At 57.3% G+C, this 18681-nt stretch carries 18 protein-coding genes and 4 tRNA genes; 15 read left to right on the forward strand and 7 right to left on the reverse strand.

What is annotated here, in order from left to right; all coding sequences use genetic code 11:
- Positions 1-248: 248 nt before the first annotated feature.
- The 5 genes from HZ99_RS25880 to HZ99_RS25900 all read left to right on the forward strand — a co-directional run bounded on the left by HZ99_RS25880 (position 249) and on the right by HZ99_RS25900 (position 1552).
- Positions 249-324 (forward strand) — tRNA-Glu (locus HZ99_RS25880).
- 2 nt (positions 325-326) lie between these two features.
- Positions 327-402, forward strand: a tRNA-Gly gene (locus HZ99_RS25885).
- Between the two features lie 104 nt (positions 403-506).
- Positions 507-582 (forward strand) — tRNA-Glu (locus HZ99_RS25890).
- A 3-nt stretch (positions 583-585) separates the two neighbouring features.
- Positions 586-661, forward strand: a tRNA-Gly gene (locus tag HZ99_RS25895).
- Between the two features lie 276 nt (positions 662-937).
- A complete protein-coding gene (locus tag HZ99_RS25900; protein ID WP_038447157.1) occupies positions 938-1552 on the forward strand; it encodes a nitroreductase family protein in 615 nt (204 codons plus the stop codon).
- Here the strand turns inward: HZ99_RS25900 and HZ99_RS25905 are convergent.
- The 3 genes from HZ99_RS25905 to HZ99_RS25915 all read right to left on the reverse strand — a co-directional run bounded on the left by HZ99_RS25905 (position 1549) and on the right by HZ99_RS25915 (position 4176).
- Entirely contained in the window at positions 1549-2490 is a 942-nt protein-coding gene (locus HZ99_RS25905; RefSeq protein WP_080727754.1) for a LysR family transcriptional regulator, read from the reverse strand. The two genes, HZ99_RS25900 and HZ99_RS25905, sit on opposite strands and share 4 nt — an antisense overlap.
- A 124-nt stretch (positions 2491-2614) precedes the next feature.
- Positions 2615-3481, reverse strand: coding sequence for a LysR family transcriptional regulator (locus HZ99_RS25910; RefSeq protein WP_038447159.1), 867 nt, complete (start codon positions 3479-3481; stop codon positions 2615-2617).
- A 164-nt stretch (positions 3482-3645) separates the two neighbouring features.
- Positions 3646-4176 carry a YybH family protein gene (locus tag HZ99_RS25915; protein WP_038447161.1) on the reverse strand — a complete coding sequence of 177 codons (531 nt, stop codon included), beginning with the start codon at positions 4174-4176 and terminating at the stop codon, positions 3646-3648.
- 455 nt (positions 4177-4631) lie between these two features.
- On the opposite strand from HZ99_RS25915, the gene HZ99_RS25920 reads away from it, so the two are divergent.
- The 5 genes from HZ99_RS25920 to HZ99_RS25940 all read left to right on the forward strand — a co-directional run bounded on the left by HZ99_RS25920 (position 4632) and on the right by HZ99_RS25940 (position 10281).
- The gene (locus HZ99_RS25920; protein ID WP_038447163.1) at positions 4632-5624 is read left to right on the forward strand and encodes an amidohydrolase family protein; all 993 of its coding nucleotides are present in this window, start codon (positions 4632-4634) and stop codon (positions 5622-5624) included.
- Positions 5625-5684: 60 nt separating this feature from the next.
- Positions 5685-6206 (forward strand): SgcJ/EcaC family oxidoreductase, encoded by a 522-nt coding sequence (locus HZ99_RS25925; protein WP_038447165.1) that lies wholly within the window; start codon positions 5685-5687, stop codon positions 6204-6206.
- A gap of 21 nt (positions 6207-6227) precedes the next feature.
- The gene (locus HZ99_RS25930) at positions 6228-7739 is read left to right on the forward strand and encodes a GMC family oxidoreductase (protein WP_038447167.1); all 1512 of its coding nucleotides are present in this window, start codon (positions 6228-6230) and stop codon (positions 7737-7739) included.
- 13 nt (positions 7740-7752) lie between these two features.
- A complete protein-coding gene (locus tag HZ99_RS25935; protein WP_038447170.1) occupies positions 7753-9207 on the forward strand; it encodes an aldehyde dehydrogenase family protein in 1455 nt (484 codons plus the stop codon).
- Between the two features lie 126 nt (positions 9208-9333).
- Positions 9334-10281 (forward strand): catalase family peroxidase, encoded by a 948-nt coding sequence (locus HZ99_RS25940; protein WP_038448200.1) that lies wholly within the window; start codon positions 9334-9336, stop codon positions 10279-10281.
- A 42-nt stretch (positions 10282-10323) separates the two neighbouring features.
- On the opposite strand, the gene HZ99_RS25945 is transcribed toward HZ99_RS25940, so the two are convergent.
- Together HZ99_RS25945 and HZ99_RS25950 are read right to left on the reverse strand one after the other, a co-directional pair.
- A complete protein-coding gene (locus tag HZ99_RS25945; protein ID WP_038447172.1) occupies positions 10324-11226 on the reverse strand; it encodes a LysR family transcriptional regulator in 903 nt (300 codons plus the stop codon).
- Positions 11217-12308, reverse strand: coding sequence for an alkene reductase (locus tag HZ99_RS25950; RefSeq protein WP_158484066.1), 1092 nt, complete (start codon positions 12306-12308; stop codon positions 11217-11219). Before HZ99_RS25950 ends, HZ99_RS25945 begins: the two co-directional genes overlap by 10 nt.
- A gap of 35 nt (positions 12309-12343) precedes the next feature.
- Between HZ99_RS25950 and HZ99_RS25955 the strand changes: the two genes are divergently transcribed.
- The 4 genes from HZ99_RS25955 (at position 12344) to HZ99_RS25970 (ending at position 14974) form a co-directional block, all read left to right on the forward strand.
- Positions 12344-12946: a TetR/AcrR family transcriptional regulator gene (locus HZ99_RS25955; protein WP_038447174.1), complete on the forward strand. Its 603-nt coding sequence runs from the start codon at positions 12344-12346 to the stop codon at positions 12944-12946.
- Positions 12947-13100: 154 nt separating this feature from the next.
- Entirely contained in the window at positions 13101-13478 is a 378-nt protein-coding gene (locus HZ99_RS25960; RefSeq protein WP_038447176.1) for a YybH family protein, read from the forward strand.
- A gap of 10 nt (positions 13479-13488) precedes the next feature.
- Positions 13489-14475: a zinc-binding alcohol dehydrogenase family protein gene (locus HZ99_RS25965; RefSeq protein ID WP_038447178.1), complete on the forward strand. Its 987-nt coding sequence runs from the start codon at positions 13489-13491 to the stop codon at positions 14473-14475.
- Between the two features lie 16 nt (positions 14476-14491).
- Complete coding sequence (locus HZ99_RS25970) at positions 14492-14974, forward strand: YybH family protein (protein ID WP_038447180.1); 483 nt, start codon at positions 14492-14494, stop codon at positions 14972-14974.
- 142 nt (positions 14975-15116) lie between these two features.
- Here HZ99_RS25970 and HZ99_RS25975 read toward each other — a convergent pair whose 3' ends face one another.
- Together HZ99_RS25975 and HZ99_RS25980 are read right to left on the reverse strand one after the other, a co-directional pair.
- Complete coding sequence (locus HZ99_RS25975; protein WP_038447182.1) at positions 15117-16856, reverse strand: dipeptidase; 1740 nt, start codon at positions 16854-16856, stop codon at positions 15117-15119.
- Between the two features lie 164 nt (positions 16857-17020).
- On the reverse strand, positions 17021-17647 hold the full coding sequence (locus tag HZ99_RS25980; protein ID WP_038447184.1) for a serine-tRNA(Ala) deacylase AlaX: 627 nt from the start codon (positions 17645-17647) through the stop codon (positions 17021-17023).
- A 90-nt stretch (positions 17648-17737) separates the two neighbouring features.
- On the opposite strand from HZ99_RS25980, the gene HZ99_RS25985 reads away from it, so the two are divergent.
- Entirely contained in the window at positions 17738-18670 is a 933-nt protein-coding gene (locus tag HZ99_RS25985; protein ID WP_038447186.1) for a LysR family transcriptional regulator, read from the forward strand.
- Positions 18671-18681 lie beyond the last annotated feature (11 nt).

The following is an 18681-nucleotide window of genomic DNA, read 5'->3' on the forward strand; positions in this document are numbered from 1 at the left end:
ACCTGAGTAGATGCACATTGCCATCATTTGCGGGCCGGAACTATAACGTCTTGTCGGGCGCCAGAATATAGGCGCCAAAGCCTGGACGCAGAGAAACCCGCGCAGGGCCTCTAAAGCGCTGCGAAGTCATTGATTTAAATAAATTTATCCTTGGGGGTTGACGACCTTTCAATCCATCCATAGAATGCGCGCCACTTACAGCGTAAAGCACACAGCGAAACGCGGTAGGGAGTGAATGTTGTACGTGTGTCCCCTTCGTCTAGTGGCCTAGGACACCGCCCTTTCACGGCGGTAACAGGGGTTCGAGTCCCCTAGGGGACGCCATTGCGGGAATAGCTCAGTTGGTAGAGCACGACCTTGCCAAGGTCGGGGTCGCGAGTTCGAGTCTCGTTTCCCGCTCCATTTTTAAACAGTGTGGCTTTCGGGCGGCACTGAGTGAAACCAGGACCAAGTCTTCGGATAAGGGTCTGGGCACTGGAATACACACCATGTGTTTCAGTTAGCGTGTCCCCTTCGTCTAGTGGCCTAGGACACCGCCCTTTCACGGCGGTAACAGGGGTTCGAGTCCCCTAGGGGACGCCATTTGCGGGAATAGCTCAGTTGGTAGAGCACGACCTTGCCAAGGTCGGGGTCGCGAGTTCGAGTCTCGTTTCCCGCTCCATATTCAATAAAAACGCCGCTCAGTGATGAGCGGCGTTTTTGTTTGTCTGCGATTTGTGGCTGGCGGGTCGAGACGCTTGTTCAGCCTTTCGGCAATGGTTTGATATCACCCATGCGCTTTCGCCCGGATAAGCCTCTGCCTTATGGGAGGCCGCGTCTCACTGGTGAGTATTCTCATGTAGCTGGTCGGGAGGGGATTATGGCCGGCCGTATGTGTGGCCACTTTGTTGTGGCGGCCTGCGGGCCTATCAAGTCATCACAGCCAATGGGAAGTATCATGAAAAATGTTAGCGAATTGATCGAAAGCCGAATTTCAGCTAATGCGTTCGATGCCAGTCGTGCGCTTTCGGATGAGCAAATCGAAAAGCTGGTTCGTCTAGCCACGTTGGCACCTTCATCATTCAATGCGCAAAACTGGAAAGTAATTGCCGTGCGCACGCCGGAGGCCAAGCAGCGCCTGAAAAAAGTTGCTTATGACCAGCCAAAAATCGCCGATGCCTCTGTCACTTTTATCATTTGCGGGACGTTGGCCCCCCATGAAGGCTTGCCAGAAGCCCTGCTGCCATCTCTTGAGAAAGGCATTATCGAACGCACGGTCTTCGATACCTGGGTTGCAATGGCCAATGGCATGTACGAAGGCAATGAAGTGTTCCAGCGAGATGAGGCCATTCGCTCGGCATCACTGTGTGCAATGACCTTGATGCTGGCTGCACAGGGGCAAGGATTGGCTTCGGGCCCGATGATTGGCTTTGATTCGGCCGGGGTTTCCCGTGAATTCCAACTGACCTCTTCTGAGGTGCCTGTGATGTTGGTGGCTGTCGGATATGCGCTGGCGCAAAACTGGCCACAAAAACCGCGCAAGGCACTCAAGCAGGTGCTGACGCTCGTTTAACAGCTGATACGCTCACGGGTTGTTGACTCCGCCTGTGGGCGTGTGACAAGTGATACGAGGGCCGAAGGGCGCCAATGCTGCAAATACTCCTGACAGAAGTCCAGATAGACGCGCACCAGACGAGAAGGATGGCGGTGTGATTGATAGAGCAAATGCACGGGGGTCTCCGGCATTGGGTAGTTGTCCAGCACTGCCCGCAGGCGGCCTTCTTCAATGGCCTGGACTGCCAGAAAGGGAGGGAGCTCGGTAATGCAGTCGCCATTCAGTGCGCAGTTGCGCAGGTGCAGGTAGTTATTTGTCGTAACGATGGCAGTAGGTTCGAGGGTCTGGTTACCCAGGGTCCACAGGCTGCGCGTATTGGAATCCTTTGACCAGGTTGCACAGGGGAACCTGAGCAGGTCGTCCGGTGTATGAGGCTCACCCAGTCGCTCAAGCAGCGTCGGGCTGGCAACGAGCTTATGTCGGAAGTTAATCATGTGGCGTGCGATCAAAGTGTCTTGTTCGATGGCGCCGACGCGAAGCGCGACATCAATACCTTCGGCAATAAGGTCCGTGCGCTGCTCTGTAAAGTAAACCGCAAGTTCTATTTGCGGATAACGCCGTTGAAAGTCGCACAGCAATTGCCCCCAGGGCTCGAATGCGACCGGAAGTGCCACTCTCAAGCGGCCCCTGAGTGCATCCTGGTCACTGATCAAGGCCGACTTTCCTTGTGCGAAGGCTTCTATGCCGCGGCTCGCATACTCATAGAGCTTTTCTCCGGCCAGGGTCAACTTGGTGCCTCGCATGGAGCGATGCAATAGCTGCACATTCAACTCATGTTCCAGCTCGCGAATACGCCGACTCAAGGTTTGCAGTGGAATGTCCATATGGAGGGCGGCAGCTGACAGGCTTCCCATCTGGGAGACAGCCACGAACATTTGTATCGCGTTGAGATCCATCGTCACCTCTTTTGTAGTTATCTGAGGTCTTGACCATGGCAGTGGGTGATCGTTGCATGGTGCTGGCTGAAAAACATCAACACTTTCAGGCTTTCCACTGTGCCCTGGCTTGGGAAACAAGTGGCTACATAAGGCGTTTTATATGCTGTTGGGCAAAGTCCAGATAAGTTCGCACAAGACTGGACGGGTGCCGGTGCGACGGGTAGAGCAGGTTGATCTCCATTTCCGGGAGTGGATGTTTCTCCAGGAGCGTGACCAATTGATTGTTCCCTATCGCCTCTAGGGCCATGAACGGCGGCAGCTCGGTGACCAGGTCCCCGGCCAATGCCCGGGTGCGTAAATGAGCGTAATCGTTGGTCGCTATTATGGGGTCGGGTTTGAAGGTCTCCTCGCCCAGATGCCACGTGGTGGAAGCCTCCTGGCTCCAGACTCCACAGGGATAGTTGCGTAAGTGCGCGACTTTGTTCGGTACACCTAAACGTGCCAGCAGGGTGGGAGATGCGACCAGAAGGTGGCGGTAGGTCAGCATGCGTCTAGCCACCATTGAATCGTGAGTAATAGGTCCGATCCGCATGACGACATCAATGCCATCCTCGATCAAGTCAATACGCCTGTCGCTCGTATAGACCTGTAGCTGTATGTCCGGATAGTGCCGCTGAAACGCCGACAGCACCTCCCACCACGGTTCGAATGAAGGGGGGAGCGAAAGCCGTAAACGCCCTCTGAGCTGCGTCTGGTCGCTGATCAGGGCGCGCTCGCCATCGACCAGCATTTCAAGTCCTCGGCTGGCATGTTCATACAGGCGTGTACCTGCGTCAGTGAGGCGCGTGCCGTGTACCGAGCGTTCCAGCAGTTGCACTTGCAGCACGCGCTCCAGTTCTCTGATTCGCCGGCTGAGTGTCGCGAGCGGAATTTCCAGGCGCTCGGCGGCGGCCGTGAAACTGCCACATTTGGCAGTGGCGACAAACATCCGTATGGCATTAAGGTCCATGGCGCTACTTCTATTCTCTGAGTGCAGTCTCGACCGTAAAGACGTTGTTTGCTGTGGGCACAGCTAAGGGCTGTGCCAGGAGGGCAGTTAAAAAGGGGGGATTTTCAAACGGGGTGTGATGGTCAAGTCATACCCCGGTATCGCGCTTGGGTGTTATGTACTAATCAACCTTCGCCCTGTACGGGATCAGTGTTGAATGTATACAAGACAATCTTCCAGCCCTGGCTGGTTTTATTGAGGATGAACACTTCGCGGTTCAGGTCAATGACGGGCTTGTCGTTCTCCATCACGGTTGCTCCTTTGTGGTGATGTGTGCGGATGACCGCGGCATCGCCATACAGATTAATTGCGTCGTAGGCGAACACTGTTTTGAATTTGGCTATTTTAAATAATGCATCATAGCCTTCGGTCTTTTGCTGGACGGTCGTGTAAGTACGCTTGTTATTCCACTCTGCAACGCTATCGGCCGCAAACAGACTAACTATTTTCTTGGTATTACCTTCGTTGAGTGCCTGTTCATATTGGCGCACGACGTTATAGGCTTCTTGTTGCACGCTCTTTATTTTGGGATCGCTGGAGAAGGGCGGCGCACCATTGTCTTCTGCTGCTGTCGCACTGGCGGCAGCAAAGAGGCTAAGGACGCCGGTCATGGCCAGTGTAAGGAGCGGTGTACGAATCAGGCTTGTTGTTTTCATGTTTCCCTCTGTTTGTCTCTCGTGCGATCTATGTCGTGAAAAAGTAATGTACGCCTTTGACCTGTTGCGCACGGGCCTGCTCAATACACTACTTGTTGCCGGCGACAGTCAGGATTTGCTGTGTCGCTGGTTGCGGTATCCTGCCTTACTTCTATCTTTTGATGAACTGTCAGGAATGATAGGGAGCCATCTATAAATGAGAGGCTGTTGTTTTCATGATGCCGAGGGTTTTCGGTATTAAGGTTGTTCGTCACGTTGAGGTTGTGTCGTCGTCATAACCTCCCATAGGTGAGAGTCGATATCTCATTTTGAGGGGTTAACACTGGTTGTTGATTGCTGGATATTGATTTCAACGCTGTTAGGCAAGCCACTATTAGCGTCGCCGATGTTCTAGGGGCGATAGAGGGTTGTTCTGCGCCGTGAGTACATGCGGTTTCTCATACAGGGGTGAAGTGATGAACGGTAAAATAGTTCTAGAAGAACATGTAAGTTCCGAACTGAATAACAGTGTGTGGGATTCAGCGGGAGAGACGGCGAGAAACGGTAAGGCTTATATGGACGACGTTGAGTGGCGCTTGCTCGACAGCGATCGTCGAGTAGAAGAGATGGAGCAGAACGGCATAGATATTTCCATCATTTCTCTGACGTCTCCCGGCGCCCAGGGCATTCTCGATACTAAAAAAGCCGTCGACTTTGCCCGACAGACCAATGACTACATTCGCGAACGCTTTGTGGATAAACATCCTTCGCGTTTAAAAGCGTTTGCCACTGTTGCGCTTCAGTCACCTGCTGACGCTGCGGACGAACTAGAGCGGGCAGTCAATGACTTGGGATTTGTCGGGGCATTGATCAACGGCTACACCAATATTGGGAATGCCGACAGCGCCCAGTACTTGGATGAGTCGCCGGTCTGGGAGTTCTGGGAGCGTGTCGCGGCATTGAATGTTCCTGTCTACCTGCACCCGCGAGAGCCATTGCCCAGCCAACGCCGCATTTATGATGGTTATCCGTCTCTCGTTGGTTCAGCCTGGGGGTTTGCCCATGAAACGGCTACCCATGCGATTCGCTTGATGCTCAGTGGGCTTTTCGATAAGTACCCTAATCTCACTATTATTCTGGGGCATTTGGGGGAAGGTTTACCGCTGATGCTGCCACGGTTGCAGCATCGCTTGAACATGCAGCGTGAAGGCGTGGGACTTGGCAGTGCCAAACAGACAGTCGGGCATTACTTGTCTAACAATTTTTATTTGACCACCGCCGGGCACTTTCACACCAAAGGCTTGTTGGACTCTATCAGTGAAGTGGGCGTAGACCGGATGCTGTTTTCCGCAGATTACCCCTATGAAAGCATGAAGACTGCCAGCACTTGGTTTGATAATGCGCTGATCAGCGATAACGACCGGATCAAGATCGGTCGTGAGAATGCGCTCAGATTGTTTGCGCTGTAAGAAATCATAAGTTTTGATACAGGCAGGGATACATCTCGGCCTGGCGGCGGAGGTGTTTTCGTGTTGAACGTATTAGCTTTTAAAAACATTCGTTTCTGGGTATTAGTGATTGGACTGGGGGGCGGCCTGGTGCCGCTGGCCAATGCGGATTCGCCCAGTGGTGACGGCCGTGCGGAAATAAATGGTGCACAACACTCGATCACGTTGCTGATCAATCAGTTTGTTGACGGCTGGAACAGGCATGACGCGAAAAAACTCAGTGAGCTTTTTGCCGAAGATGGCGACTTTATCGGTATTACGGGAAGTAAATGGGATAACCCGCAGAAGATCTATCAAGTACACAGTGAGTTATTCAAAGGGCGCTATGACAAAAGTGTCTATGCCGTCAGCGGCGTGCCGGAAATAAATCTTGTCAGCACGAATGTTGCAATTGTGCACTGGCGCTGGAGCATAAAAGATGTTCGAGATACCAAGGGGCAAGTGATGCCGCCCTATGAGGGGATATTTACTTGGGTCTTGGTAAAAAACAATTCCGGTTGGAAAGTACGCTCGGCGCAAAATAATACGATTACCCAGTCCTAATAACAGCACGGGAGAACTAACATGAGCACTACTCTTGGCACGCCAAATGTAATTATCGTTGGCGGTGGTTCGGCGGGTGCAGTACTTGCCCGTCGGTTGAGTGAAAACAGTCAGCGCCAGGTCGTCCTGCTGGAAGCCGGGCATAGCTACGCCCCTGGCCGCTATCCCGAGATCATCGCCAAAAGCGATATCGTCGGTGCCAACGGCAACCCTGAATTCGAGTGGGGTTACAAGACTCAGCCCGGCTACATCGACCATCCTATTGGTGCAGTGCGCGGCAAGGTGCTGGGTGGCAGTTCGGGAGTCAACGGCGCCGTGGCGCTTCGTGCCCGCGAGGCTGATTTCCAGCGCTGGAACCTGCCAGGCTGGAGCTTCGAGCAAATGCTGCCCTGGTTCAAAAAGCTGGAAACACACAGCGGCGGTGAGAGTGCCTTGCATGGTCATGACGGGCCGCTACCTGTGCATCAACTCAAGCGCTCAGATGTCAGCCCCATGCAACGCGCTTTTATTGACGCGACAGTGGCCAATGGCTTCAACGTTATCGATGACTTTGACGGGCCGCAGGCCGACGGGGTCGGCGCCTACTCGATGAACGTGGTCGACGGCGTGCGCGTCAATACGGGCATGGCCTATCTGACTGATCAGGTTCGCGCGCGCCGCAATCTGCATATCCGTCCGGACAGCCTGGTGGATAAGGTTTTGTTCACTGGCAAGCAGGCCACGGGGGTGCAACTGGCCAACGGCGAAAAACTGTTGGCCGATGAAGTTATCCTGTGTGCCGGTACCTACGGCAGCGCCGCGATCCTGTTGCGCTCAGGCATCGGTCCGGCAACTGATCTGCAGAACCTGCAGATTCCGTTGGTGGCGGATCTACCGGTGGGCCAGCATCTGGTGGATCACCCGTTCTACTACAATGCGTATGCCGCCAAGCCCGATCAGATCGGCGGCCAATCCCCGGCGATAGGCGCCAAGCTCTGGACTGGCAGCAGCACGGCCCGTGCCGGTGAGCTGGATTTGCATATCACCGCTACCCATCTGTTCCCGCATGACTCAAGCCCGACCAAGGTCGGTTTTGTACTTGCTGTGGCGCTCACTCGTCCTCTGTCCACCGGCAAGGTGACGCTGGCCAGCCGCGACCCCTCGGTCGCCCCGAACATCGACCTCAACTTTCTTGCCCAGGAACACGACCGCCAGCGCCTGCTGGAAGGGATTCGCCTGTCACGCAAGATCGGCGCGACTGCGCCACTCAACCGTCTCGTGCATTCAGAACTCAATCCGGGTGCAGGTGCCGATTCCGATGAGGCGCTGCTGGCCAGTGTCCGCGCGAGTCTCGATACCTATCATCACCCCACCTCCACTGCACCCATGGGGCGCGAAGGCGATCCGCAAGCTGTCGTCGATCTGCAAGGCCGGGTCCTGGGCCTGCAAGGCCTGCGGGTGGTGGATGCGTCGATTTTCCCTGATGTGCCCTCTGTCGCGATCAATATCACAGTGATTGCCACTGCCGAAAAAATCGCCCACCACTACCGCTGAGTGAGTTCACAAAATGAGTCCAACCACTGCGTTGAACTGGATTGATGGTCAATGGCTTGATTCCGGTGATTACAAAGAATCCTTCGATCCAGCCACCTCCACTGTCATTGGCCGCTATGCCAATGGCGGGTTGGATGAAGCACAGAAAGGCATTGAAGCGGCGCGCCGGGCGTTTGTTCAAACCCCCTGGAAAGACGACCGTCACCTGCGTGCCCAGGTCCTGTTAGAGCTGGCGGACGCGTTTGAGCGTAACGCGCAAGCGTTGATCGAAATCCTGGCGCTGGAGAATGGCAAGATCAAGCCAGAAGCGCAGTTTGAAGTGAGCATGGTGCCTTCCAAGTTGCGTTACTACGCAGCGCTCGCCAGGGCCGAATACGGGCGGGCTGGTGAGCCCAGGCCGGGCAAGATTTCCCTGGTTATCCGCCAGGCTGTGGGGGTGGCGGGCATCATCGCCCCGTGGAATTCACCGGTGGTGCTGATGATCCGTTCGCTGGCACCGGCCCTGGCGGCAGGCTGCACGGTGGTGATCAAAATGCCTGGGCAGACCGCCCAGACCAACACACTGGTTTCGCAGATCATGTCGCAAGCGGTCTCGCTGCCCCAAGGCGTCATCAACCTGTTCAGTGAGCTTGGACCACAAGGGTCCAAGCATCTGGTGGAGTCGCCCGACGTACCGGTGATCAGCTTTACGGGCAGCACCGGTACCGGTCGGAGTATTTCGGCCGTCGGCGCACAGCACCTCAAGCGCTTTGGCCTGGAGCTGGGTGGGAAGACACCTATGGTGGTTTTTGCCGATGCTGACCTCGATGCGGCCGTGCCGACATTGGAAAAGGCCCTGACGGTTTTCGCAGGACAGTTCTGCATGACCGGTTCGCGCCTGCTGGTACAACGCGAGATTGCGCCGGTCTTGATCGAGCGTCTGGCGGCGCGGCTCAAGGCGGTCCGGGTCGGCCCGGCAGCAGACCCAGCCAGTGAAATGGGACCCCTGATCGACAAGGCCAATGTACAGCGCGTGAACCAGGCGGTCGAAGAGGCCATTGCTGGCGGGGCGCAGGTCATTGTGCGCGGTGGCCCGATCACGACGGGAACGTTGGCCCAGGGGGCGTTTTACCGCCCGACGCTGCTGCAAGTGAACAATGCGGATATGCCCATCGTGCAACATGAAACCTTTGGTCCGGTGCTGACTGTGCAAATCTTCGACACTGAAGCCCAGGCTCTCGAACTGGCCAACAACAGCGAATACGGTCTGGCCGCGAGCATCTGGACCCGGGATATCGACCGCTCCCTGCGGGTGGCGCGCGAGCTTGAGGCCGGGACGGTATGGGTCAATGATTGGGCGGTGGTGTACGACGAGTTCGAAGAGGGAGGATTCAAACAATCGGGCCAAGGGCGTCTCAACGGGATGGCGGCCATGGACGACTTTGTCGAATACAAACACATTGCGCTCAACCCCGGTCCACGCCAGTGACTGTGCGGGGATAGGGGCATGGGAGGCTTGAGACCACTGGCCGCGGTGCTGCTGGGCGCGATGATTGCCGCCTCTGCGCCAGTGGTTGCAGGCCAGGATAAGTGGCAGGTCCAAAGGAGCGTGCCGATGTCACAGAGTCAGTTGTATGACGCCTTGCTTGACGCTCTCTACGCTACGTTTGGCAACCACCCCGGGTTTCGGATAGCACATGCCAGGGGCGTTTTGGTCAACGGTACATTTGTTGCGTCAAAAGCTGCACAAGGCCTGAGCCGGGCGGCTCACTTGCAGGGGAATATAGTACCCATCCTGGTGCGGTTCTCGAACTTCAGTGGTGTGCCGTCAACCCGTGACGGGGATCCCGATGCGAGTCCCCATGGCATGGCCATTCGGTTTGAACTGCCGGGGGGGCTGTCCACGGATATTGTCGCGCACTCTTACGATGGCTTCCCCGTGGCTACCCCTGAAGCCTTTCTGGTGTTTCTGCAGGGCATTGCTGCCAGTGTCGCCACGCCTGCCAACCCGGCACCGCTTCAGGCGTTCCTGGCGGATCATCCCAGAGCGCAGGCCTTTCTGGAGGCTGCCAAACCGGCACCACGCAGCTACAGTTCGAGCGAGTATTTTGGGGTCAATAGCCTGGTGTTTGTCGACGCGCAAGGGGGGCGTCATGTTGGCCGTTATCGCATCGAGCCCCAACTGAAGGAACCGCCGCTCGGCAGTGCGCAATTGGCCGCGATGCCTGACGATTATCTGCAACGGGCAATGGCTGGGCGCTTGGCTGTGGGGCCGGTGAATCTGCGTCTGATGCTACAACTGGCCGAGCCCGGTGATGCGATTGGCGATGGTTCCATCCCCTGGCCGCGCCAAGGGGCGCAGGCCCACGCTGAAGTCGAGCTGGGCATATTGACGTTGCGCGCCCTGGTCCCGTCATCCCAGCAAGCGACAGCCCAACAAACCGTGGCCTTTGATCCGGGAGGCCTGGTCGATGGAATAGAAACCAGCACCGACCCGATGATTGCCGCGCGTCATGAGATCTATCGACGAGCTGCTTTGCGTCGGCGTCAGCCCGGGTCTTGATGCCGACGAGAGACAGCACCCCGCCCTTGAGAAGGGAATGAGTTATGCGTGAGTCAGCAACGTTGACTGGGTATTGAGCTGGGCGGGGTGTTTTATGTGCTGCCGGGCAAAATCCAGAAAAGCCTGCACGATGGGGGAGGTCGTCGGGTGTGAAGGGTAATGCAGGGTGATCTCCAGTTCTGGGAGTGGGTGTTCCTTCAGCAAGGCGACCAACTGATTGTTTTTGATGTGCTCCATTGCCATGAACGGGGGCAGTTCGGTCAGCACGCCACCTGCCAGGGCGCGGCTGCATAAATGGGCGTAGTCGTTGGTGAGTATTGTCGGGTCAGGTTTGAATACTTCCTTTCCCAGGCGCCAACTGGCTGTCGAACCTTGGCTCCAGACGCCACAAGGGAACTTGTGCAGGTCGGTGATCTCGGCAGGCTCGCCCAGACGCTGGAGCAATGCGGGGGCTGCCACCAGCACGTGGTGGTAGGTGAACACCCGTTGATTGGCCAGGGAGTGCTGAGTACACCGGCCTATGCGAATGATCACATCAACGCCATCTTCGGCCAGGCGGTCGGACCTGTCGCTAGCCTGGACCTGCAGCATAATGTCTGGATAACGCTGCTGGAACCTTGAGAGCACTTCCCACCAGGGCTTGAGCGAAGACGGCAGTGAAAGCCGCAGGAGTCCCTTGAGCCTGGCTTGCTCGTTTTGCAAGGCGCGTTCACCACGGGTCAGTATGTCCAGGCCCCGGCTGGCGTGCTGGTACAAGCGCATGCCGGCGTCGGTGAGGTAGGTACCGTGCACCGAACGTTGCAGCAGTTGTACGTTGAGCTCCCGCTCCAGGTCCCGGACCCGGCGGCTGATGGTAGCAAGCGGGATACCCAGGTGTTCGGCAGCAGCAGTCATGCTGCCCGATTGCGCGATGGCCGCGAACATCCGTAGAGCATTCAGATCCATGTTGCAACTTCTATGGTTTTTGAGCCATAGGCGCAAAGACTCAGTGGGGTTGTCAGGGCGATGGCATCTGCCAGGCCCTCGAGCAGTAACCGCTCGTTAATCTCGCTATCGAAGTTGGCGCATACAATCAAAGGGTTCTTGAAGGCCGCTCGCAGCCATCGGCGAAAACCTTCGGGGTAGGCCGGCCCTGTACCTGGCATCCACTCAACCACGTGCAGGTAAGCAATGTGGCGGTGGTTGAGTTCCTCGGCCAGGTACAGGGCCATGGCATGGGGTTCACGATCCTCAATGTCATTGAGGCTGCCCCAGGGCGACAAGCGCACACCGACGCGCTCTGCTCCCAGGGTTGCGATCAGGCTATCCACGATTTCCAGCAGGAACCGGGCTCGGTTCTCCAGCGATCCCCCGTAGTCGTCCTGGCGCAAATTGGTGCCAGTGGCCAGGAATTGTTCAATCAGATAGCCGCTGGCGCCATGTAGCTCAACCAGATCAAACCCGGCGGTCATGGCATTCGCCGCTGCGTCGACAAACGCCTGTTGAGCCAGGCGAATGTCTGCCAGTGTCATCTCTCTGGGGCTTGCAGCCGGCGCCCAGATACCGGCGCCTTGGTCATCGCGGATGAAAACCTTGGATCGGGTCCTGATGCCCGAAGGCGCAAGCGGCGCACGGTTGCTAGGTTGCAGCGAGCAATGGGACACGCGGCCCACATGCCAGAGCTGGGCGACAACCAGGCTGCCAGTTTCATGAAGCGTGTGGGTAACGGCTTTCCAGGCGGCAACCTGCTCCGCCGAATAGAGACCTGTGGCATCGATATGGCCCAAGCCTTCAGGACAGACAGGTGCACCCTGCGCAATCACCAACCCGGCGCCCACGCATTGAACGTAGCAAGGCGGGCTGGGTTGGGGTGAAGACGGGATCAGGGGGGTTAAAATTATGCGGTTCTGCAGGGTCCGGGGACCAATATCCAGGGGGGAAAGTAAACGCGTTGTCACAGAAATCCATCCTCTGGAGCCGGCAGGGAAAACCGGGGCTATATACATAATGATCACTATGTAATAATTCACCGAGGTCAGATGTGTCAATATATTTGTAACGAACGTTAATTCCAGGGGGAAGCATGGCCGAGCGAGGAAGACCACGCGCCTTTGACCGCGCGCAAGTGCTGGACCGGGCAATGGATGTGTTCTGGTTGCGGGGATACGAAGGGGCATCGCTGAGCGCGCTGACCCAGGCCATGGGTCTCAATCCACCCAGCCTGTATGCGGCCTTCAAGAACAAGGAAGGTCTGTTTCGGGCCGCGTTGGATCACTACCTCACGCATCATGGCGCCTATCGCTACAGCGTCCTGGCAGACGCGTCGACGGCTCGCGAAGCGGTGGAGGTCCTGCTTAAGGAGACGGTCACGCGGTTTTATCGCGGCGACCCGGCCCGTGGTTGTCTGGTGGTGTTGGCGGCGTTGTCCGGAACCCCCGAGAGCCAGGTGATCCAGGACGAACTCACTGCCCAGCGCAGAGAAACCCATCGACTGATTGAAGATCGTATCCACCAAGGCCTGCTTGAGGGTGACGTGCCAGCGGATACGAATGTTCAAACGCTGTCGGGTTTCTATACCACCGTCATGTTTGGCTTGAGCGTGCAGGCCAAGGATCAGGTTCCGTATGAGCAAATGATTGCGTTTGTGGACACTGCGATGAGCGTTTGGCCGCCGCAACCTTTGTGACCCCGCAAAACTGTATGGCACAACCTTGTTTTTCTGTTCCTTCCATATATGAGAGTGTGATTGTCATTCTGGGTGGTTAATATCCAATCCTGATTGATAGATAGTGAAGTCACTGGCCCAACGCCGGAACCTTCCAATCAATCGGAGCTTCATCATGACGATCAAATCTGTTCTCGGCCTTTACGAAACCGCCCTCAACACCAACGACATCAAGACCATTCTCGACCTGTATGGCAGCGACCCGGTGTTCATGCCTCAGCACGCACCTGCCCTGGTCGGCCGTGACGCGGTGAAAGCCGGTTACGAGCAGGTTTTTGCCACCCTCAAGTTGAATGTCAAGTTCACCATCCATGAGATCGAAGAAGTCGGCAACTGGGCCTGGGTGCGTACCTCCTCGGCTGGGACCACGCGCATTCTGGCTGCCGGGATTGATGTGACCGAAGGCAACAATGAGTTGTTCGTGTTCCGTAACGAACAAGGTAACTGGAAGATTCACCGCTATCTGTTCGCTACCACTCAACCACGTGCCTGAGGCCATTAGCATGAAAGCTTTTGTCATTGAACAAGCAGGTGGCCCTGAGGCCTTGACGCTCAAAGACATTCCTTCTGTAGAACCCTCCAGCGAGGAGGTGAGGATTCGTGTGCGGGCATTGGGCCTCAACCGTGCGGAAGCCTATCTGCGTGCCGGGAAAATGGGCCCGATCACGGCTCCGCGGGTACCGGGCATCGAGGCTGTGGGGGAAGTGATTCATGATCCTTCGGGCACTCTGCGTACCGGCCAGCGCGTCGCCACCGCCATGGGCGGCATGCAGTTCGCCCGTAATGGGAGCTATGCCGAAGAGGTGACGGTATTGCGCAGCAATGTGATTTCTTTGGAGGGTTCGACACTTTCATGGGAAGAGCTTGCCGCGTTACCTGAAGCCTACCTCACGGTGTGGGGCGCGCTGGACAAGAGCCTGGCGATCCAGCCAGGCCAGACGCTGCTGGTTCGCGGCGCAACGTCTTCAGTCGGCCTGGCGGCGCTGACCTATGCCAAGGCCCGCGGCCTGAAAGTGATTGCCACGACCCGCTCGGCAGACAAGGTCCAGCGCTTGCGCGAGATGGGAGCCGATGACGTGGTGGTCGACAACGGATCGATCGCCGAGCAGGTTCGCCAGCGGGCTCCTCAAGGCGTTGATGCGGTGCTGGAGGTGGTCGGTGCCGCGACGTTGCGCGACAGCCTCAAGACGGTACGCCCGTTTGGTGCCGTCAGCGTTATCGGATTGCTGGGAGGGGCACCGGTGCTGGAGCAACTGCACCTGATGCAGGACCTGCCGGCGGCCGTAAAGCTGAACTTCTTCGGCAGTGGCCTGCTCGGCACGCCGGACATGCCCCTCAAGGACAGCCCGCTTTTGTGGATTGCCAAGGAAGTCGAAGCGGGGCGCATGCCGTCGATCCGCACGAAAACCTTTGAATTCGAGCAGATACCTGATGCCCATCGCCTGATGGAAAGCGACGGTGCCTTGGGCAAGCTGGTCGTAAAACTCTGACACTAAGGAGCACATCATGCGTACTTCATTACTGGCGCTGACCTTGGGCGCCTTGCTTCTCCCCGCTATTGCCATGGCGACTCAACCGGCTGGCGCAAAAGAAGCGGTGAAAGAGGCGGTCACTGCCCAGCTGCAGCAATATCAAACGGCGTTGAATGCTTCGGACCTGGACCAGGTGATGGCGTTGTACGCAGAGGACGCGGTGTTCATGCCGCAAAACAGTTTGCCTGCCGTTGGGCGTGATGCCGTGCGCGAGGCCTATCAACGGGTCTTCGCAGCGATCAAGCTCAACGTACGGTTTACGATTGATGAGATTCAGCCGCTGTCACCTGATTGGGCCTTTGCCCGCACTCGCTCCAACGGTATTGTCAAACCGCTGGCGGCCGCGCAATCGAGCAGCGCTGAAGGGAACCAGGAAGTATTTTTGCTGCACCGTGAAACCGATGGAAAATGGCGTTTTGCGCGCTACATTTTCTCTTCTACCAATGCTCCCAAGTGACAATCGTGTCCTGAATGTGTGGGGGCTGTTTGTAGCGCCGCCTCTAAAAAAAACGCCGCTGTGTCATGAGCGGCGTTTTTGTTTGCCCGGGATTCAAGGCTGGAGGAACGGACTTGCCTGCAAGGTTGGCCCAATCCTCTGATCACAGCTTGGGCAATTGCCCTATACGCCCCATCATCTCGGTCACGATCTGCAGGTCCAGCAGGAACTGTTCGGTTGTCTTGAACTCGTTGTCGGTATGGCCGGTGTACTTGGCTTCAGGCCGTGCCAGGCCAAATTGCACGCCGTTGGGCAGCTCATGCACCGATGTTGCGCCGGCTGAAGTGCCGAACTTGGATTCCATGCCCAGGTTTTCCGTGGCCACGGCCAGCAACGCCTTGACCCATTCGCCTTCGGGGTTGCGGTACATCGGCGCGGCAATCGAGTAATCGAACGTCGGTGCGATATGGGTCTTGGTGCTCCAGGCGTTCAGCTTGTCGGCGATTTCCTTTTTGAGGGTTTGCGGCGCTTTGCCTTTTGGCACCCGCAGGTTGACTGCCAGCTTGAAGGTTTTTTCATCGATGCCCACGAAGGTCAGGGAAGTGGTCAGCGGCCCCATGAACTCATCGGAAAACCCCACGCCCAATTTGCCACCCAGGTAGTCCAGGCCCCAGTTTTCGGCGGCGTAGCGCGCGGCGTCGGTAATCTCGTTGTGCTTGAGCGCCACCTTGCCACCCAGGCTGTTGATAAAGTCCAGCATCCGCGCCACCGGGTTGATGCCGGACTCGGGCTCGGAGGAGTGAGCCGATACCCCGGTAACCGTCAGCTTGACGTCTTTGCCGACAACCTTGGCATCTACCGTGAAATCACCACCATGGGCCTTGGCATAGGCAGCGCCGGCCTGTTGCAGGCTGGCAGCCAGTTCGGCGGGTTTGTCACTGCGCAAGGTTGCCACCGACGCCGAAGGGATCTGGTTGGTCGCCAGGCCGCCGGTCATCGCGACGATTTCGGCGCCGTTGCCTTGTGCCTTGCGCTTGGCAAAGGTTGCCATGACCGTGCCATAACCCTTCTCGGCGATCACTACCGGATAGCCGCCATCCAGTGCCAGGTTGTAGTTTGGTGTCGGGTTGCGTTCAAAGTAATAAGGAATGGCGTCGCCGGTGGTTTCCTCAGTGGTGTCTACCAGCAGCTTGAAATTGCGTGCCAGTGGCAGCTTTTCTTCCTTGATCACTTTCATGGCGTACAGCGTGACCACGATGCCGTTCTTGTCATCCTCGGTGCCGCGGCCGTACATGCGGTCGCCAATCAGCGTGACCTTGAATGGGTCGAGGCGCGTGCCGTCGGCCAGTACCCAGTTTTCCGGGGTCACCGGCACCACGTCGGCGTGGGCGTGGATGCCGACCACTTCATCGCCAGTGCCTTCCAGGGATATTTCATAGACGCGATTGTCGATGTTGCGAAAGCTCAGGTTAAAAGACTGGGCCAGGCTCTTGATCTTGTCGGCGATCTTGATGAATTCAGGGTTGTCGTGCTGGGCTACGCCTTCCACCTGGAAGGTCGGAATGGCCACCAGCTCGCGCAGAGTCTCGGTCGCCGCTGCGCCGTATTTCACCCGGGCGTAGAGGCCCAGCAGGCGGTGAATCTCGTTTTGCTGCTCGGCCGACAGGCTCTTGTTATCGAGAAAGGCACTGATTGCCGGGGCGAGATCGGCGGTTTTGCCCAGCTCACTCTTGGCCAGGCTACCCAGAAAGGTGCGGAAGTCCTTGATCGAGGCGTCATTGAACGTCTTGAGGATGGTCGCGCTCTGTTGTGGGGTGATATTGGCGAAGGCTGGCGTGGTAAAGGCCGACAGGCTGGCGACCATCAGGGTGGCGGCGGCCAGGTGCTTGAGGGAGAAGTCCATTGCTGGGGCATTCCTTTGCAGGTGGTGAGTAGGAAGTTTCTGTCGGTATCATCAGAAATATTTCCACACACTAGCATCACCCACCCGCCGGAGGGGAGCCTCTGGTGGGGGAGATGTCCTATCGCAGTACGAAAACGCCGCCTGCCACTCACAGGCTGGTGTCGTCAGTCGAGGCTATAGCGAACCGACAGCGTGCCCTTTTTCTCGGACAGTCCGAGAATCGTGACTGGACCGATCTGGGCGAGGGTTTGCACGTGAGTGCCGCCGCAGGCGTAGGACGGCAGCTCCCCAAAGCCGACCTCCCGGGTGCCGCCGTCCAATGTCATATGGCGTGGCAGGTCCGCAGCGATCCATTGGTTGACCTGATCCTGCAAGGCATCGGCTTCCATGTTTTGTGCCGATTCTCCACGGATAAAACTGATCTTGCCTTCACCTGGCCAGTGGTGGGCCTTGATCGGCATCCAGCCCAGGGTTTCACCGGCGTTGCCGATCAGATGCCCGGCCGAATGCAGGCGTGTGTGCAGGGCGCGGCGTTCGCCGTCGACCCGCGCTTGCTGGGGGCCAAGTGCGACGGGCTGGTCCACGTAATGCACGATACGCTGCTCTTCCTGCACCACTTTCAACACATTGCTGTGCCCCAGCCACCCGGTATCAAAGGGTTGGCCGCCACCCTGGGGATGGAAAATGGTGGACTGCAGGATTACCGCAAACTGCTGTTCATGAGGCGTGCACTCCAGTACATCAACATCGGCAACCAGGTGGTCATGGGTAAAAAACAGGCGTTGGGTCATCATCTACATCCACATCAGGGTTCTGCGCCGCAGTATAAGTAGTGCTTGAATGGGTGATAATCCGTTCAAATATCAATGGACCTGTGCGTCATGAGCATCAATCTTCCTTTGCCATTGCTGGGTGAAATGGCGATTTTCGTCAAAGTGGTGGAAACCGGCAGCTTTTCTGAGGCCGCGCGCCAGTTGGGGGCTTCGCCATCGGCGGTGAGCCGTAGCATCTCGCGCCTGGAAAAGGCCCTGGCCACTCGGTTATTGCAGCGCACCACGCGCAAGCTGCGCTTGAGCGAAGGGGGCGAGGCCGTGTTCAAGCGCTGTCAGGAAATGGTCAACGCGGCGCGCTCGGTCATGGAAATCAGCGGCCAGTACACCCACGAGGCGGAAGGGCTGGTGCGGGTCAGCGTGCCCAAGGCGGTCGGGCGGTTTGTGGTGCATCCGCATATGCCGCAATTTCTGCGGCGTTATCCCAAGGTCGATGTGCAGTTGATCCTGGAGGATCGACCGGTGGATTTGATTGATGACAATGTCGACCTGAGCATCCGTATCACCGACAGCCCACCGCCGGGCTTGGTGGGGCGCCAGTTACTGCCGATCGAGCATTTGCTGTGTGCCACGCCCCAGTATCTGGCCACCCACGGGATGCCGCTGCACCCCCATGACTTGCTGGAGCACAGTTGCATCTACCTGGGCGAAACCCCCGGGGATGCGCGCTGGAAATTCCGCCAGGCTGGCAAAACAGTGACGGTGGGTGTACATGGGCGCTATGCGGCCAATCACACGGGGGTGCGGTTGGATGCGGTGTTGCAGGACGTGGGGATTGGCAGCTTGCCGTATTTCACTGCGCGCCATGCATTGGAGGAGGGGCGGTTGGTGCAGGTCCTGGCGCAATGGGATTTCATTGCCTCGTACCATGGTGATGCCTGGTTGCTGCATTCCCCCACACGATACCTGCCGCCGAAGTTGCGGGTGTTTATCGATTATCTGGTGGAGTGCATGGCGCGGGAGCCGACATTGCATCGGCGGTAGGCGCGCGAGCG

The sequence above is a fragment of the Pseudomonas fluorescens genome (assembly GCF_000730425.1).
Taxonomy (GTDB): domain Bacteria; phylum Pseudomonadota; class Gammaproteobacteria; order Pseudomonadales; family Pseudomonadaceae; genus Aquipseudomonas; species Aquipseudomonas fluorescens_X.

What these genes read in the sequence shown, in the direction of transcription:
- HZ99_RS25905 (WP_080727754.1), bottom strand. Translation starts at nt 2,490, where the DNA reads ATGGATCTCAACGCGATACAAATGTTCGTGGCTGTCTCCCAGATGGGA.
- HZ99_RS25930 (WP_038447167.1), top strand. Translation starts at nt 6,228, where the DNA reads ATGAGCACTACTCTTGGCACGCCAAATGTAATTATCGTTGGCGGTGGT.
- HZ99_RS25910 (WP_038447159.1), bottom strand. Translation starts at nt 3,481, where the DNA reads ATGGACCTTAATGCCATACGGATGTTTGTCGCCACTGCCAAATGTGGC.
- HZ99_RS25920 (WP_038447163.1), top strand. Translation starts at nt 4,632, where the DNA reads ATGAACGGTAAAATAGTTCTAGAAGAACATGTAAGTTCCGAACTGAAT.
- HZ99_RS25965 (WP_038447178.1), top strand. Translation starts at nt 13,489, where the DNA reads ATGAAAGCTTTTGTCATTGAACAAGCAGGTGGCCCTGAGGCCTTGACG.
- HZ99_RS25960 (WP_038447176.1), top strand. Translation starts at nt 13,101, where the DNA reads ATGACGATCAAATCTGTTCTCGGCCTTTACGAAACCGCCCTCAACACC.
- HZ99_RS25940 (WP_038448200.1), top strand. Translation starts at nt 9,334, where the DNA reads ATGTCACAGAGTCAGTTGTATGACGCCTTGCTTGACGCTCTCTACGCT.
- HZ99_RS25915 (WP_038447161.1), bottom strand. Translation starts at nt 4,176, where the DNA reads ATGAAAACAACAAGCCTGATTCGTACACCGCTCCTTACACTGGCCATG.
- HZ99_RS25955 (WP_038447174.1), top strand. Translation starts at nt 12,344, where the DNA reads ATGGCCGAGCGAGGAAGACCACGCGCCTTTGACCGCGCGCAAGTGCTG.
- HZ99_RS25985 (WP_038447186.1), top strand. Translation starts at nt 17,738, where the DNA reads ATGAGCATCAATCTTCCTTTGCCATTGCTGGGTGAAATGGCGATTTTC.
- HZ99_RS25945 (WP_038447172.1), bottom strand. Translation starts at nt 11,226, where the DNA reads ATGGATCTGAATGCTCTACGGATGTTCGCGGCCATCGCGCAATCGGGC.
- HZ99_RS25935 (WP_038447170.1), top strand. Translation starts at nt 7,753, where the DNA reads ATGAGTCCAACCACTGCGTTGAACTGGATTGATGGTCAATGGCTTGAT.
- HZ99_RS25970 (WP_038447180.1), top strand. Translation starts at nt 14,492, where the DNA reads ATGCGTACTTCATTACTGGCGCTGACCTTGGGCGCCTTGCTTCTCCCC.
- HZ99_RS25900 (WP_038447157.1), top strand. Translation starts at nt 938, where the DNA reads ATGAAAAATGTTAGCGAATTGATCGAAAGCCGAATTTCAGCTAATGCG.
- HZ99_RS25980 (WP_038447184.1), bottom strand. Translation starts at nt 17,647, where the DNA reads ATGACCCAACGCCTGTTTTTTACCCATGACCACCTGGTTGCCGATGTT.
- HZ99_RS25975 (WP_038447182.1), bottom strand. Translation starts at nt 16,856, where the DNA reads ATGGACTTCTCCCTCAAGCACCTGGCCGCCGCCACCCTGATGGTCGCC.